This is a genomic window from Collinsella aerofaciens, from assembly GCF_039062365.1.
Taxonomy (GTDB): domain Bacteria; phylum Actinomycetota; class Coriobacteriia; order Coriobacteriales; family Coriobacteriaceae; genus Collinsella.
Genome location: NZ_JBCJBI010000002.1, coordinates 63,549 through 77,962, shown reverse-complemented (window position 1 = coordinate 77,962; position 14,414 = coordinate 63,549). Strand labels below are relative to the sequence as shown.

Genomic DNA, 14,414 nt, shown 5'->3' with positions numbered 1-14,414 from the left:
TATAAGCGCTCATACTCTGTCCCAGTAAAGCAACCAATGCAAAGGGAGATATCTATGAGCACTTCGATTCAACCGAACGCGCCGTTTCGTGCCGATATCGTCGGCAGTTTTCTTCGTCCGCAGGCTGTAAAGGATGCCCGTGCCGCCTATGTCGCGGGTAAACTCGACGCTTCCGGCCTTAAGGCCGTCGAGGACGATGCCATTCGCGATTTGGTGGCCAAGCAGAAGGCCGCCGGCCTGCAGGTGATCACCGATGGCGAGTTCCGCCGCAGCTACTGGCACCTCGATTTTATGTGGGGACTCAACGGCATTGAGCGCCGCGCCTCGCGTACGGGCTACATGTTTCACGATGAGGAGACTACCGCCGACACCGCCGTGGTAACCGGCCCCATTAGCGGCGAGAACCATCCGTTCGTCGAGCACTTCAAATTTGTCAAGTCGCTCGAGGGTGAGGGCCAGATCGCGCGCCAGACCATTCCGGCGCCGATCCAGACGTTCTCCGAAGTCACACTCGACCGCTGTGATGGCCAGCAGGAGAGCCTGCGTGCCGTCTATAAGACCGACGAAGAGCTCGCCGATGCCATTGCCGCAGCATACCGCACCGTGATTGCCGACCTGTATGCTGCGGGCTGCCGCAACATCCAATTTGATGACTGCACCTGGGGCATCTATTGCGATACCGACTTTGTGTCCAAGACCGGCATGAGCCCGGTTGACCTGCAAAAAGTGAGCGAGCTGGGCGTGGCGCTCAACAATGCCGCCATCGCGGGCAAGCCCGACGATCTGGTTATCAATACGCACGTGTGTCGCGGCAACTATCACTCCACGTATGCCTTCGAGGGTGGTTACGATCCCATTGCACCGTACCTGTTTGCGCACGAGGACGTCGATGCGTTCTACCTTGAGTTCGATACGCCGCGCGCCGGTGGCTTTGAGCCGCTCAAGTACGTTGCTCCCGGCAAGAAGGTCGTGCTGGGACTGGTCACTACAAAGGCGGCTGAGCTTGAGGACGAGGACGTTATCGTCGAACGTATCCACGAGGCCGCAAAGTATGTGCCGCTCGAGAACCTGTACCTGTCGCCCCAGTGCGGCTTTGCCAGCTGTGAGATTGGCAACAAGCTGACCGAGGACGAGCAGTGGGCAAAGATCGCGCTGGTCAAGCGCATTGCCGAGCGCGTTTGGAAGTAACGCTACCGTTTGCAGGTGACGGCGCGCGCGAGACATGGTGTATCACGTACAATGGTTCGGATCGTATCGTTCGGGCAGGTTATCCGATATGCCTGATCGCCCTTCCATCATGAAAGGACTTCCATGTCCCAATCCTCGACGCCCGCCGTCACCGATGCCATCTACGATGCATCGTCGCTCGGCCGCCCGCGCATGTTTGTGTTGGGTTTGCAACACATGTTTGCGATGTTCGGAGCCACGGTGCTCGTGCCCGTGCTCACCGGCCTTTCCGTTTCGGCGACGCTTCTGTTCGCCGGTATCGGCACGCTGCTGTTCCACTTCCTGTCGCGCGGTAAGGTGCCGGCATTTTTGGGCTCATCGTTTGCCTTTATTGCCGGTTATGCCGCAATCGCGCCCAACGGCGAGACCGAGCTTTTGCCCTACGCCTGCCTGGGCGTAGCTTGTGCCGGCCTGCTCTATCCGGTGCTGGCGGCCCTGTTCCGTGCCTTTGGCGCCAAGCGCGTTATGCGTTTCTTCCCGCCGGTGGTGACCGGCCCCATCGTCATTTCCATCGGCCTGATCCTAGCGAGCTCTGCCATTGCCAACTGCCAGACCAACTGGCTTGTCGCCGCTGTCGCCGTGGCCGTCATCGTCATCTGCAATATTTGGGGCCGCGGCATGGTCAAGATCGTGCCGATTTTGCTGGGCGTTGTGGTGAGCTATGCCGTTGCGGCTGCGTTGGGTGAGGTCGATTTTTCGGGCGTTGCCGCCGCTCCGTGGGTCGGTCTGCCCATCGTGTGGGACAACACCGTGTTTGCGCTCTTTGGCCCGCAGTTCGATAGCGGTCTTGCCACGACGGCCATCATCACCATCATGCCGCTGGCCTTTGCGACCATGATTGAGCACATTGGCGATATCTCCGCCATTGGCTCTACCTGCGAACGCAATTACATTGCCGATCCCGGTCTGCACCGTACCCTGCTCGGCGATGGCCTGGCGACCATCTTGGCGTCGCTCTTTGGCGCTCCGGCCAACACCACGTATGGCGAGAACACCGGCGTGCTTGCGCTTACGCGTGTGTTCGACCCGCGCGTGATTCGCATTGCCGCCTGCTGTGCCATCGTGCTTTCGTTCTGCCCCAAGTTTGCTGCTGTGATCGCTGCTATGCCGGCGTGCGTTATCGGCGGTGTGTCACTCGTGCTCTACGGCATGATCAGCGCCGTTGGCGTGCGTAACCTCATCGAGAATCAGGTTGATTTCCAGAACAACCGCAACGTGCTGGTGGCGGCTCTGGTGCTCGTGCTTTCGCTCGGCATTGCCTACAGTACCGCCGGTGCCATCGTGCTGGAGCTGGGCGGCGTGACGATTTCGCTTTCGGGCCTTGCCGTGGGCTCGCTGGTGGGCATTGTGCTCAACGCCATCCTGCCTGGTAATGACTTTGAGTTCGATACTTCCGAGCTTGAGGAGACTGCTGAATAGTAGCTGCGTTCAGCCAAATTAAAAATGGCGTCCATGCGTATGTACGCGTGGACGCCATTTTTAATGCGTCAGTATCCAGTGGATGCCGCGCGCCATGCGCAGGTCAGTTTGGGCAAAGTGGTTGCCGGGGTTGAGCTCCAGCGTTGTTGGAATGTCGCGCTCGATAAACAGCTCTTCCATCGCGCGCGTATCGTCGAGTACGTGCCGCATCATGCGGTTGGGCGTCTTGGTTTCCTTTTTACCGAGCGACAGATAGGCGGCGTCGGGCGTGGCTGTCATCGTGCGCTCGCGCGCGTAGTCGATAAAGCCGGGGAACCACAGCGACCCCGATGCACTTGCCGCGCGCTCAAAGACATCTGTTTGCCAAAGTGCCCACAGTGAAAAAAGACCCGCCAACGAGTAGCCGGCAACGCCGCGCCAGGCGGGCGGTTGCGGGAGCGATGATTCGGCCTGGGGGATTATCTGCTTCAACAACTCGTCAAGAAAACCAGCAGCCTGTCCGCCAAAGGGCTCGGCATCTCGTATAGTTCCCTCACATTCCCAGGGGCTCAGCTCGCGATTCCAATCGAGCCCTCCAATGGCGACAAGGGTGAATGGCGGGCAGTCGAGCTCTCGGCAGCGCTCGTAGACTTCACTACCGTCGCCCATAACCACGGGGAGGTAGATGACGGGCGCGCCTTCCACACACTCTGAATAAACGGTTATCTGTTTATGATGCGCTTCCAAGGCAGGCTTCTCTCGGTGTTGTGATATTGACAGCCTCAATTGTCGCACGCTGGCACGGGGGCAGACGCTAAAAGAAAGGCGCGGAGCCGCTCGATGCGATTCCTCGCCTTGTTGTTTTGCTTTAGCAGACTATGCCGTTACGCCACGAAGAAGTAGACGAGGAAGGCAAGGGCTGCGATCCACATGAGCGGCTTGATCTTGGAGGCCTCGCCCTTAAAGAGCGCGACGATCACGTAGGCGATAAAGCCCAGGCCAATGCCGGCAGAGATGGAGTAGGTGAAGGGCACGCCGGCGACGATCATGAACGCCGGGAAACCCTGCGACACGTCGGACCAGTCTATCTCGGAGGCTTCGCTCATCATGAGGTAGCCGACGTAGACCAGAGCACCGCAGGTGGCGGCGCTGGAAACGATGGTGACGATGGGGGAGAAGAACGCGGCGAGAATGAACAACACGCCGGTGGTGACGGAGGTGAGGCCCGTGCGGCCACCGTCGGCAGCGCCAGAGGTGGACTCGACGAAGGTGGTGATGGAGGAGACGCCCATGAAACCGCCCACAGCAGCGGCGGCGGAGTCGACGATCAGGATCTCCTTGATATTCTCGACGTTGCCGTCGTCGGTGAGGAACTCGCCCTGCTTGGCCACGGCCATCGCGGTGCCCATGGTGTCGAAGAAGTCACTCATGAGCAGCGAGAACGAGATGACGAGAAGCGTGGGGTCGGTAAGGACCTTGACGATGGCGGGCACGCCGCCGGCGTCGGCGATGGGGCCACCGATGCTCGAGAAGTCGAGCGGGGCGATGATACCGGTCGGAGCATGGGTCACACCTAGGGGGATACCGGCGATGACGGCGACGACGATGCCGATGAGCAGCGAGCCGGGGACGTTGCGGCAGGCGAGGGCGACTGTCACCAGGATGGAGATGATGCCGACGATGAAGGTGGGGGAGGTGATGTCGCCCAGACCGACGAGTGTACCGGCGCCAGCGGTGATAATGCCGGCATCGCACAGGCCAATCATGGCGATGAACAGGCCCAGACCCACCGAGATGGCGTGACGCAGGACAACCGGGATGGCGTCCATGATGGCCTCGCGCAGGCCACAAAGCACGAGCAGCAAGATGACGACGCCCTCAAGGAAGATGACGCTCATGGCCACGTGCCAGTCACCGCCGCAGACGGTGGTGGTGATTCCAGCGATCATCGCGTTGACGCCTAAGCCCGATGCGCAGGCGAGCGGGCGGTTGGCGAAGATGCCCATGCAGATGGTCATGATGCCGGCGCCCAGGCAGGTGGCGCAGGCGAGCGCTCCCGCATCGATGCCAGCGCCCGAGAGCACTGCGGGGTTGACGGCGATGATGTAGGCCATCGCCAGGAATGTTGTCAGTCCAGCACGAAGTTCGGTCCCGATTGTGGACTTGCGCTCGCTGACGTGAAATAGTTCGTCCATGCATACCCTTTCCTTGTTCGGCCCCGAGTTTAGGCCGATTGACACGAACTCACCCACTATATCGCCTTTGTGAAGTTGGTGTTCCTCACATGTTGATGTTCGGCGGTTTGTAACGGACGGGCGGTATCTTTCGCATGAAATTGTGTGGGTACCGTATACTTAAGCGGTTACAACGACCCCTATGGAGGAACGTATGATTAAAGAGCTTTGCCACGACGAGGCTATCCTGTCCCAGCGTTGCGAGGTCGCGACCGTCGAGGACGAGTCGGTTGCTCAGGACCTGATCGATACCATCAAGTCGCTCGACGATGCCGGCTGCCTTGCCGCTAACCAGATTGGCGTTACCAAGAAGGTCTGCGTCTATCTGGACGACGCCGGCGAGCCCCACGTGCTCTATAACCCCCGTCTGGTGTTTGGCTTGGGCGCCAGCAAGATGGAGGAGAGCTGCCTGACGCACGAGGAGGTCACCAAGTCCACGCGCTACATCAAGTGCAAGGTCGCCTTTGATCAGATCGTCGACGGCAAGATGAAGGAGTGCCGCCGCGACTACGCGGGCTTTGAGGCGCAGATGATTCAACACATGATTGACCACTGTCTAGGAAAGTTGGTCTAAGGGGATCAAAGCACCGCACTTCGTCTCTTTTGGTCCGGGCGTGACATTGTTGTCATGTCCGGGCTTTTGTGTTTAGCGCCTTTTTGTTTGGTGACAATAACCTTAGCAAGAACGTAAAGCTAGGAGGCGCTATGTGTACGAGCATTCGATTTACCGATAATTCTGGTCACATGTATCTAGGCCGCAACCTCGACTGGAGCTTTGGCTACGGCCAACAGGTTCGCGTGATGCCGCGCGGATTTCACATTCCGTATTCGTTTATCGACGATGCGTCGGCGGCGCACGCGGTAATCGGCATGTGCATCGATTACGAGAACTACCCTATGTTTTTCGATTGCGGCAACGATGCGGGCCTCGCTGTGGCGGGTCTCAATTTCCCGGGTTATGCCGAGTATGCCGAGGATCCTGTCGACGGCAAGAACAATATCGCGGCCTATGAGTTTCCCCTGTGGGTGGCAGCGACGTTCTCGACGGTCGACGAGGTCGAGGCTGCGCTGCGCGATACGGTGATTGTTGCCAAATCTGCCGGAGAGGGGCTGGGCGTGTCGCTGCTCCATTGGATTATTGGCGACAGCCAGCGAAGCATCGTGGTCGAGATGATGGCTGACGGCCTGCATGTATACGACGATCCGGTCGACACCCTTGCCAATCAGCCGACCTTCCCGTGGCACATGGAAAACCTCCGCACCTATATCACCGCCACAAGCGATTTTCCGCAGACGGCGACATGGCGTGGCGCCGAGCTCAAACCCTATGGCGCGGGTGCCGGCATGCGCGGCATTCCGGGCGATTGCTATTCGCCGAGCCGTTTTGTAAAGGCGGCGTACCTCAATGCCAATTACCCGCAAAAGGAGAGCGAGACCGAAAACGTCGTTCGCATGTTCCGCTCGCTCGAGGGCGTGGTGATGATCGAGGGGGCGTCCAGGATGGGCGATGGCAAGTTCGAGAAGACTATCTACACCGGATGCTTTAGCGCGCGCACGGGCAATTATTACTACGCGATGTATGGGGATCCGTCGATTCGCTACGTGAGCCTGATGGATGCCGAGGGCGCGAGCCCCGATAGGCTCGTGGTTCCCGAGCCGCGTCGTTCGTAGCCGTTAGCTTTACTGCAATGCAAAGCGGCCCTGCGTCTCTCGTGAGGTGCAGGGCCGCTGTCGTTGATTTGTAACGTCGCTAGAAGTTGGCGTCGTTGAGTTGTTCGTTCTCGAGGCCGTCGAGCTGTTGCTGTTCGGGCGTATCGGCGACGCTCTCGAGCAGCTCGGTGGGATCGACGTTCATGTTCTTGCCGGCTTCGTTGCCGTTGACCAGGTCGTCCGAGAAGATGTCGACTTCCATTTCCTCGGCTTCTTCGATCTGAACCTCGAGCGGCACCTGGGTACGCACGAGCTTAACGGCCGGGCGCATGCGGGCAAACAGCGGCACGTACTCGATGATGATGGCCGAGTTCTCGAGACCGTACCAACGCGCCGGGCTTCCGCAGGCGCGGCGGACGGCGTACTTGATGGCCATGACGCGATGGTCGTTGCGGTTGATGTCCGTTTCGGGGGCAAGCATCTTGCGCAGCATGCAAAAACGGAAGTCGCCCACGTTGCCGCGTGTCTCGTAGATGGAATAGGTGTGATGCTGCGGCGGCAGCTCACCCGATGCCATCAAGTCGCCAACGATCTGGCGCAGGTAGGCATTAACGCGCTGGTTGACCTTAAAGCCCAGGTCCAGGCGCACGCGGAACAGGAAGTCTGTGCCAAAGGTCTCAACGGAATACTCATGCGTATAGGGCTCGTCGGTAACGTGCACGTTGATGAACCAATATGCCTTGGCGCGCTTGGGGTGCTTGTCCAGGATGGAATAGAGCACGTCGCGGTCGAGCGTGAGCGGGTCGGGGCTGTTGGTAAGGAACACCAGATTGTCGGCGAGCACGGGGTAGGTCTCGTCGTTACGCAGGCGGTTGAGCTGGTCGATGTACTTGGAGACGGGCAGCAGGATCGTCTGCGTGCGCTCGATGGCGGTGCCGCGGCGCCACACATACATAAGGCCGAACAGCAGCGCGGCCAGGAAGATCATGACGTAGCCGCCGTCAAAGAACATGGTGAGGCACGAGGCGAAGAAGCACAACTCAATGGCACCGAAGAGCAGGGCGAAGACGCAGGCACCCAGCTTGTGCTTGAGGATGCCGGCGATGTAGCTCGTCAAAAGCGTCGTGGTCATGAGCATGGTCACGGTAATGGCGAGGCCGTAGGCGCTCTCCATGCGCTCGGAGTTTTGGAACAGCAGCACGATGAAGATGCAGCCGACCCACATGATGTTGTTGACGAGCGGAATATAGAGCTGGCCCTTGGTGTCGCTGGGGTAGTGGATGCGCAGATGCGGCATAAGGTTGAGACGCGTGGCCTCGGATACCAGCGAGAACGAGCCGGTAATGAGCGCCTGCGAGGCGATGATGGCCGCTACGGCCGAAAGCACGATGGCAAAGGGGCGCAGGGGCTCGGGAAGCATCATATAGAACGGGTTGACGATATCCATCGCGAGCATCTGGGGATTGGAGTTGTTGGCGAGCAGCCAAGCGCCCTGACCCAGATAGTTAAGGATGAGGGCCGCCTTTACGAACGGCCAGGATGCGTAAATGTTAGCCTTGCCCACGTGACCCATATCCGAATAGAGCGCCTCGGCGCCGGTCGTCGACAGGAAGACGAAGCCGAGCACCATAATACCCGAGTGGTTGATGGGCGAGAACAGGAACATGATGCCGCGGATGGGGTTGAGCGCGCGTAGGATGGACAGGTTGCCGAGCATGTTGAACAGGCCGGCGCCCGCCAGGAACAGGAACCATAGCGTCATAAGCGGGCCGAACAGCTTGCCGATTGACGAGGTGCCGGCGCGCTGCATGGCAAATAGGCCGCAGATAATGATGATGGTAATAATGATGACGTTGGTTTGCCCGTCACCCAATAGCGCGTGGCCCCACTCGATGGTGCGCAGGCCCTCGATGGCTGTGGTGACCGTGACCGCGGGGGTGAGGATGCCGTCGGCGAGCAGCGCCGCGCCGCCGATCATGGCGGGCAGAATCAGCCATGGCGCCACCTTGCGCACGAGACTGAACAGGGCGAAGATGCCGCCTTCGTTGTGGTTATCGGCCTTCATGGCGATTACCACGTACTTGACCGTGGTCACGAGCGTCATGGTCCAGATGACGAGCGAAAGCGCGCCAAGGATCATATCTTCGCTGACGGTGCCGATGCCGCCGTTGTTGGCGACGATTGATTTCATGGTGTACATGGGGCTCGTGCCGATGTCACCGTAGACGACGCCGAGCGTTACGAGCAGCATGCCAGCGGAGAGGGGAATGGCTCCATGCCCGCCTTGACTACGCTGGTCTTGGAGGCTTGCCTCCAGCTTGTTGTGTGCCACGTGGACTCCCTTGGACATCTGGCCTCTGCCACGAGCAGTAGACCTTTATGCCATCTTTATACATATAAGAGCAGTTTGGCACATCGGGTTATTTTAGACAATAATCCCCAGCTGGGGATTATTCACGTACGCAGGTAGCATTTCAAAGCAGGAGCTATTAAGCACGTGCTGTCTGGGCGATGCCAGCCTTGGTGTTTGTGCGTTTGCCGGCGAGTTCGCAAAAGATCGCGCCGCCGATGATAAGCGCGGCGCCCATCAGACGGACCGGTGTTATGGTTTCGCCCAAAAGGACGGCCGAGAACACGACGGCCGAAAGCGGCTCAAGGTAGCCGACGACGGCGACGGTCTGCACGGGCAGTTTGGCGACGGCGCTAAAGTAGAGCAGACAACCGAGTCCGGTGTTGACAATGCCGAGCATGGCAACGGCGCGCCAATCGATGCCGGCGGCAATGCTGGGGGAGAGGAACGAGGGGACACCTTGCGTGAAGAGCGTAAGGATCAGCGCGGTTACAAAGGCGGCGCTCACCTGAAGCGCGGAGTTTTCGAGACCTTCGATATGTGGCGCACCCTTGCTGGCAATGACCATCAACGCGTAGCAGAAGGCCGAGGCGATGCCGCACACGATGCCTGCGATGGGCATATTGCCGCCGAGGCCTTGGGCCGCGATGAGGAAGGCGCCGCAGGCGACAGCTATGAAGCCGGCGATTTTACCGCCGGTCAGCTTCTCGCCAAAAATGAGCGGGGAGAGGGCCATAACGATGATGGGGCCGCAGTAGTACAGCAGCGAGGATACGCCGACGCCGATCGTCTGGTAGGCGCGGAACAGAAAAATCCAGCTGGCGCCCAGCGCGGCTCCCGAGAGGAGGAGGGCTGCGACTTCGCGGGGGCGAGATGGCGCCTGCAACTTATGGCGTTGGGTGATGGCGAGGACAGTGACAAGCGAGAGCGCGCCCAAAACGTGCGCAGGAGCACGATATCGGAGCTCGGCAGCGCGATGGCAGCGGCGATGATGCCGTTGGAGCCAAACAATAGCAATGCTGCTAGGTACGTAAACAGTCCGTTGTTCATGCGCTGACATCCCCTCTATATCCGAGCATGTTCACTATGGGTGAACTGGCTTTAGAAGAAAAGCGAATATAATGCATGGCAAACATGACAAAAACTCATGCAAAGGTGGAGGCGTGCCGTGGAGACCAATATCCAAAAGATGCAAGTGCTGCTTGAGACGGTGCGTGCGGGCAGCTTTACGCGTGCCGCAGAGCGGCTGAGCTATTCGCAGTCGGGCGTGAGCCGCATGGTGGGCGACCTTGAGGCAGACTGGGGTTTTAAAGTGCTTGATCGCAGCCGCGAGGGCGTGGTGCTTTCTGCCGACGGGCGGCAGGTCATGCCGGCAGTCGAGGCGTTATGCGAAGAGTTTGGCCGCCTGCAGCGACGCGTGGACGAGATGCGTGGACTCATGCGCGGCAAAATCTGCATCGGTACGTTTTCGAGTGTGGCGACCCACGTGCTGCCGCCGGTGATCGCACGATTTCGCGCCGATCATCCGGACGTCGATTATGAGTTGCTGATGGGCGATTACTCCGAGATTGAGCAATGGGTGGCAGAAGGCCGCTGCGACTTGGGCTTTATTCCGCGCGAGCCGCGCGGTGCCGGCATGGCGTCGCGGCCGTTGGTGCAAGACGAGCTGATGGCCGTGGTGCCAGCGGACTCTTCGCTTGCCACCGCGGAGGTCGTTTCCCTTGCCGATTTGGCCAACGAGCAGTTTATTCTGCTGGAACGCGGTAGCGACGACGAAATAACGCCGCTGTTTCGCCGCGCAGGCCTGGCGGTGCGCTCTAAGCTGTCGACCTGGGATGACTATGCGATTATGGCCATGGTCGAGGACGGCCTGGGCGTGAGCATTCTTCCCGCGCTCATCTTGCGCCGCTGCCAGTTCGATGTTGCCGTGCGCCCGCTCGAGGGACATCCTCATCGGCAGATCAATGCGATATATCGCACGGCTGACGTTTCGCTTGCCGCCGCCCGTTTCCTTGAATACCTCTAAAAGCGCGTACCTGTTGTCCACTTTGGGACAATTCTCAGGGCTCGGTACATTTTCTTGTGAAATTGAACTTTCGGATAATATGCCGCGCTATACTGCTGCCTAAATTGAACTCAGGTTCAATTCGTGTTCTGTAAATTGAACTTTGCCAGCAAGGAGGTTCTAGTGGCCCAAGAGACGTTTAGCGATCGCCTGCGACAGACCATGTCCGATCGCGACGTTCGCCAGTCGGACGTAATCCGCGCATCGGAGATGCTCGGCAAAAAACTCGGCAAGAGTCAGATGAGCCAATATGTGAGTGGCAAGACGATTCCGCGGCGCGATGTGGCAGAGCTGCTCGCCCGCATTTTGGAGGTCGATGTTTCCTGGCTGCTTGCCGGTGACGCCGATCAAGGCGAGACATCATCGCCTCGCAACGATTCCAAGCCCGAACCCCATCCCTCAGCTCAAATTCCAAGGAGCACCACCATGCGTACTTTTTCTAAATCCACCAAGCTTGATAACGTCCTGTATGACGTGCGCGGTCCCGTCGTCGACGAGGCTGCCCGCATGGAGGACGAGGGCGAGCGCATCCTCAAGCTCAATATCGGCAATCCGGCGCCCTTCGGTTTCCGCACGCCCGATGAGGTCATTAAGGATATGCGCCAGCAGCTGCCCGACTGCGAAGGCTATTCCAACTCGCGCGGCCTGTTTTCTGCGCGCAAGGCGATCATGCAGTATTCGCAGATCAAAGGCCTGCCCAATGTTCAGATGGAGCACATCTACACGGGCAACGGCGTGTCCGAACTCATTCAGCTTTCGATGAACGCGCTGCTCGACAATGGCGACGAGATTCTGATCCCCAGCCCCGACTATCCGCTCTGGACGGCGTGCGCGACCCTTGCCGGCGGTCATCCCGTGCACTATCTGTGCGATGAGCAGGCGGATTGGTATCCCGACCTGGAGGATATGGAGTCCAAGATCACGAGCGCGACCAAGGCCCTCGTCATCATCAACCCCAACAACCCCACGGGCTCTGTCTATCCGCGCGAGGTGCTCGAGGGCATTGTTGAGATCGCGCGCAGGCACCAGCTCATGATTTTTGCCGACGAGATCTACGACCGCCTGTGCATGGACGGCTACGAGCACGTCTCCATTGCCTCGCTCGCCCCCGACCTGCCTTGCATTACGTTTAGCGGCCTGTCCAAGTCGCATATGATCGCGGGCTATCGCATTGGCTGGATGGTGCTTTCGGGCAACCAGCGCTGCATGAGTGACTTCATCATGGGCGTCAACATGCTCTCTAACATGCGCCTGTGCTCCAACGTGCCGGCTCAGTCGATTGTTCAGACAGCGCTCGGCGGCCATCAGTCGGTTAACGACTACATCCGTCCCGGCGGTCGTGTCTACGAGCAGCGCAACTTTGTGTATGAGGCACTCAACAAGATCGATGGCATCTCGGTGGTCAAGCCGCGCGCGGCGTTCTATATCTTCCCCAAGATGGATGTGAAGAAGTTCAACATCACCGATGACGAGCAGTTTGCCCTCGACCTGCTGCACGAGAAGAAGATCCTGATCACGCGCGGCGGCGGCTTTAACTGGGGCGAGCCCGACCATTTCCGCATCGTGTATCTGCCGCGCATGGAAGTGCTCAAAGAGTCGCTCGAAGACCTTGCCGACTTCTTCGATCATTACCGCCAAAGCTAGTGGGATAGAAGCTCCGCACTATGAAAAGCTCCCTGCAGTTGTTTTGCTGCAGGGAGCTTTCTTGAATCGGTGGAACTAGATCACTATCCCGTTGCAGTGGTCGATTTCGTGTTGGATGATCTCGGCGGTGTAGCCCGAGAAGTTTTTGATGCGGTGGACGAAGTTCTCGTCCAAATACTCAACCTTAATGCGGCGATAGCGGGTACAGGGACGCTCGCCGACCAGCGAGAGGCATCCTTCGCTCGTCTGATAGGCATTGACCTGCTCAAGAATTTGAGGGTTGTACATCAGGAGCGCCCTGTTGCCGTCCTTTATGCAGATGATGCGTTTGCGCACGCCGATCATGTTGGCGGCGAGGCCCACGCACTCGTGCTCATGCTCGTGGAGCGTATCCAGGAGGTCTTGCCCGATCACGGCGTCATCGGGTCCTGCGTCTTCGGAAGGCAGGCGCAAAAAGAACTCGGATTTCATGATGGGCTTAATCATGGCGGGCTCCTTAAGGTGGACACGTTTGGTTCAGGCCATGATACCGCGACATGTCGCATTAATGTGTGCACATAGATTCTGCAGCTAGATTGGATGGCGACACCATAAACTAATGGACGTTTTGCCGAGAGGCATGAATGTTTAAAGCGCAAAGAGTGCGCGACGGGCCCCGCGAATGGGGCGACGATGCCCGAGAGGGCCAAGAAGGAGTCTCATGTCCGAGAACGAAGAGATCATGAACGAGACCGAGAACGAGACCATGGCTGCCGAGGTCGAGGCAGTCGAGACCGTGGAGACCGAAGCTGCCGAGGTTGAGGCTGCTGACGAGGTTTCCGCCGAGGAGGAGGCCGAGGTTGTCGAGGCCGCCGTTGATTACGATGACGAAGAGCTGATGGACAAGATGCAGAAGGCCGCCCGCCTGCTGCGTAGCCGTCGCTTTGCTATTTCCAAGGAGGAGGAGGCCAAGGCCGAGCGCATGGCGAACATCGAGCGCGCCATCAAGCTTCTTGACCTCAAGCCCAAGATGGAGCAGAAGGAAATGTCCGACCTGCTGGGCATGCGCCTTCGTGAGCTCGATGGCCTGATGGCCGAGGCCGAGGCTGCCGATCTGGTCGGCCGCATCGACGACGCCGAGGGCGATATGCGCAAGATCGTCGTCTTCGCTGCCGAGGATGCCGCTGAGGGCCTGGTCGAGCTTGCCAACAAGAAGGAGAAGCTCCTGCCCGAGCTTTCTTACGAGGAGGCCACCGAGCTGATGGCCGCTCTCGATAAGGTTATCGCTCCGCTCGTCGCCATGGGCCTGGACGAGGATCGCGGTCCTCGCGGCGGCCGTGACGACCGTGGTGGCCGTGGCGGCGACCGTGGCGGTCGCGGCGGCTTTGGCGATCGCGGTGGCCGTGGTGGCGACCGTGGCGGCCGCGGTGGCGATCGCGGTGGCCGTGGCGGCTTTGGTGACCGCGGCGGCGACCGTGGCGGTCGCGGCGGCTTTGGCGGCAACCGTGGTGGCTATGGCGACCGCGGCGGCAACCGTGGCGGCTTTGGCGGCAACCGCGGTAACGACCGTGGCGGTCGTGGTGGCGATCGTGGCGGCCGCAACGGTGGCGGCTTCCGCGGCAACCGTTTCTAGGGGTTACGCGGTTCTACGAACGGCGTAACTAGTTGACGCTGCGCGCCCACCAGAGCGACAACTTGTCATTCAAAGAGGACGGCATGACCAGAAGGTCTATGCCGCCCTCTTTTCTTGCCAATTTGTTCGCTCTGGTGGGCGCTCGCTGTCGGTACCAAAACATCGGCGTTGCCTTGATTCAAACTTGCCAAAAGGTAGTCATTGGGGACGTTCTTGAATGACTAGTCGTTGGGG

General features: G+C 59.4%; 12 protein-coding genes. 7 read left to right on the top strand and 5 right to left on the bottom strand.

The window, feature by feature from the left end; translation table 11 throughout:
- Positions 1-54: 54 nt before the first annotated feature.
- A complete protein-coding gene (locus ABCN01_RS01520; RefSeq protein ID WP_342995638.1) occupies positions 55-1,188 on the top strand; it encodes a 5-methyltetrahydropteroyltriglutamate--homocysteine S-methyltransferase in 1,134 nt (377 codons plus the stop codon).
- 123 nt (positions 1,189-1,311) lie between these two features.
- Positions 1,312-2,646, top strand: coding sequence for a uracil-xanthine permease family protein (locus ABCN01_RS01515; RefSeq protein ID WP_342995637.1), 1,335 nt, complete (start codon positions 1,312-1,314; stop codon positions 2,644-2,646).
- Positions 2,647-2,706: 60 nt separating this feature from the next.
- Here the strand turns inward: ABCN01_RS01515 and ABCN01_RS01510 are convergent, their stop codons facing one another.
- Positions 2,707-3,330, bottom strand: a complete 624-nt coding sequence (locus tag ABCN01_RS01510) for an alpha/beta hydrolase (RefSeq protein ID WP_342995636.1) — start codon at positions 3,328-3,330, stop codon at positions 2,707-2,709.
- Between the two features lie 179 nt (positions 3,331-3,509).
- A complete protein-coding gene (locus ABCN01_RS01505) occupies positions 3,510-4,820 on the bottom strand; it encodes an NCS2 family permease (protein WP_342995635.1) in 1,311 nt (436 codons plus the stop codon).
- A 193-nt stretch (positions 4,821-5,013) separates the two neighbouring features.
- On the opposite strand from ABCN01_RS01505, the gene ABCN01_RS01500 reads away from it, so the two are divergent.
- Together ABCN01_RS01500 and bsh are read left to right on the top strand one after the other, a co-directional pair.
- Positions 5,014-5,433: a peptide deformylase gene (locus ABCN01_RS01500; RefSeq protein ID WP_035137017.1), complete on the top strand. Its 420-nt coding sequence runs from the start codon at positions 5,014-5,016 to the stop codon at positions 5,431-5,433.
- A 131-nt stretch (positions 5,434-5,564) separates the two neighbouring features.
- Positions 5,565-6,530: a choloylglycine hydrolase gene (bsh, locus tag ABCN01_RS01495; protein ID WP_342995634.1), complete on the top strand. Its 966-nt coding sequence runs from the start codon at positions 5,565-5,567 to the stop codon at positions 6,528-6,530.
- Between the two features lie 79 nt (positions 6,531-6,609).
- On the opposite strand, the gene ABCN01_RS01490 is transcribed toward bsh, so the two are convergent.
- A complete protein-coding gene (locus ABCN01_RS01490; RefSeq protein ID WP_342995633.1) occupies positions 6,610-8,859 on the bottom strand; it encodes a KUP/HAK/KT family potassium transporter in 2,250 nt (749 codons plus the stop codon).
- 139 nt (positions 8,860-8,998) lie between these two features.
- Positions 8,999-9,745 carry a DMT family transporter gene (locus ABCN01_RS01485; RefSeq protein WP_342995632.1) on the bottom strand — a complete coding sequence of 249 codons (747 nt, stop codon included), beginning with the start codon at positions 9,743-9,745 and terminating at the stop codon, positions 8,999-9,001.
- Positions 9,746-10,027: 282 nt separating this feature from the next.
- Here ABCN01_RS01485 and ABCN01_RS01480 point away from each other — a divergent pair, with 282 nt between their 5' ends.
- Both ABCN01_RS01480 and ABCN01_RS01475 read left to right on the top strand, forming a co-directional pair.
- The gene (locus ABCN01_RS01480; protein ID WP_342995631.1) at positions 10,028-10,885 is read left to right on the top strand and encodes a LysR family transcriptional regulator; all 858 of its coding nucleotides are present in this window, start codon (positions 10,028-10,030) and stop codon (positions 10,883-10,885) included.
- Positions 10,886-11,086: 201 nt separating this feature from the next.
- The gene (locus ABCN01_RS01475; protein WP_342995738.1) at positions 11,087-12,568 is read left to right on the top strand and encodes an aminotransferase class I/II-fold pyridoxal phosphate-dependent enzyme; all 1,482 of its coding nucleotides are present in this window, start codon (positions 11,087-11,089) and stop codon (positions 12,566-12,568) included.
- A gap of 75 nt (positions 12,569-12,643) precedes the next feature.
- Here ABCN01_RS01475 and ABCN01_RS01470 read toward each other — a convergent pair whose 3' ends face one another.
- Positions 12,644-13,054 (bottom strand): peptide deformylase, encoded by a 411-nt coding sequence (locus tag ABCN01_RS01470; RefSeq protein ID WP_342995630.1) that lies wholly within the window; start codon positions 13,052-13,054, stop codon positions 12,644-12,646.
- Positions 13,055-13,268: 214 nt separating this feature from the next.
- Between ABCN01_RS01470 and ABCN01_RS01465 the strand changes: the two genes are divergently transcribed.
- Positions 13,269-14,180: a hypothetical protein gene (locus ABCN01_RS01465; RefSeq protein ID WP_035137032.1), complete on the top strand. Its 912-nt coding sequence runs from the start codon at positions 13,269-13,271 to the stop codon at positions 14,178-14,180.
- The last annotated feature ends 234 nt before the right edge of the window (positions 14,181-14,414 follow it).